The sequence below is a fragment of the Nguyenibacter vanlangensis genome (assembly GCF_013376155.1).
Taxonomy (GTDB): Bacteria; Pseudomonadota; Alphaproteobacteria; order Acetobacterales; family Acetobacteraceae; genus Gluconacetobacter; species Gluconacetobacter vanlangensis.
Map to the genome: position 1 here is coordinate 1 of NZ_JABXXP010000664.1, position 1,520 is coordinate 1,520.

At 70.5% G+C, this 1,520-nt stretch carries 1 protein-coding gene and 1 pseudogene; one reads left to right on the forward strand and one right to left on the reverse strand.

The features are described from left to right. The coding region (locus HUK84_RS17805; RefSeq protein ID WP_317135309.1) for a cation:proton antiporter at positions 1–1,006 on the reverse strand (1,006 nt) is incomplete at its 3' end. A gap of 88 nt (positions 1,007–1,094) precedes the next feature. Here HUK84_RS17805 and HUK84_RS17810 point away from each other — a divergent pair. After that, a pseudogene (locus HUK84_RS17810) lies at positions 1,095–1,520 on the forward strand (hypothetical protein); the annotation flags it as partial.

Consider the following 1,520-nt stretch of genomic DNA (forward strand, 5'->3'; position numbering starts at 1 on the left):
GATGCAGCAGGTCGGTGCCGAAGATCCACAGGAAGCGCGAGACGATCAGCGCGCCGACCACGCCCGCGACCGGCGCCGCCAGCGCGCGCAGGGCCTGGGGATGGGTATCCACCCGTTCCAGCACGCCGCGCAGCGACAGGCCGATCAGGATGAAGAGGATGGATTCCAGCAGGAAGACCATGACCTTCCAGAACGCCTGGGCCCGCACGCGGGTGGCGGCGCTGATGATTTCGTGCTGGTGCCAGCCAAGCACCAGCCCGGCGGTCACGGTCGAGAGCACGCCCGAGACATGCAGCCGGTCCCCCACGATATACGAGGCGACGGCCAGCAGCAGCGTCGCGGTGATGGTCAATTCGCTGTCGCGCAGCCGCCGCAGCACCAGCAGGCCGGCATGGCCGACCACAAAGCCGACCGCCACGCCCCCCGCCGACAGCAGGCAGAGCGCGCCGAACGCGGCCGGCGCGCTGAAACTGCCCGTCAGCGCCGCGGTCAGGGCCAGGCGGAACAGGACCAGGCCGCTGGCGTCGTTCAGCAGGCTTTCGCCCTGCAGCAGGGCGCTGATCCGCCCCGGCAGGGCCAGCCGTTCCAGCACCGCGCCGGCCGCCACCGCGTCGGGCGGCGAGACGATGGCTCCCAGCGTGAAGCAGACCGCCCACGGCAGGGCCGGCACCAGCCAGTGGGCCGCCAGCCCGACCAGCAGGGTGGTGAAGGCCACGGCGCCGAAGGCCAGCAGCAGGATGCCGGTCAGGTTGGCGCGGAACTCGCGCCAGACGGTAAAATAGGCGCCGTGCATCAGCAGCGGCGGCATGAAGACCAGCAGGATCAGGTCCGGATCGATGGTCAGGGCCGGGACGCCCGGCACCAGGGCCAGGGCGATGCCGCCCAGGATGAAGGCGCCGGCCGGCGGCAGGCGGGCCCGGCGGGCAAGCAGTTCGAGCACGAAGATGGCCAGAACGAGAAAGACCAGGAATTCGTATTCCGACACATTCGACATAGACTGCCCCACGGAGTGCCTCTTGGCGGCGGCATGATAGGGGACGGCGACGGGCGCCGACAGGGGGGGAGCGACCAGGGGGGCGGCATGACCGAACGCGATGGCTTCTGAATTGGTCGCGGTGCTGATCGCGGTCAGCGATGACCGGCCGATGGTGCTGACGCTGGGCGCGGGGCGGCATTTGCCGGCGGGACCGCTGGAAGCGGGGCACCGCTCGTTGCAGACCGGGCTGCGTCTGTGGGTCGAGCGCCAGACCGGCCATGTGCTGGGCCATGTCGAGCAATTATACACGTTTGCCGATGCCCCAGGTGCCGATGCCCCAGGTGCTGATACCCCAGGCGTCGATGCCCCGGCCGACCGGACGATCCTGATTTCCTACCTGGCGCTGACGCGGATCGACCGCGATGAGCCCGGGTGGCGCGACTGGTATGCCTATTTCCCCTGGGAGGACCAGCGGACGCCGGAGGGCAGGGCCCTGGTGGCGCGCATCGCCGCGCGGCTGGCGGACTGGGCGCGGCAGGGACCG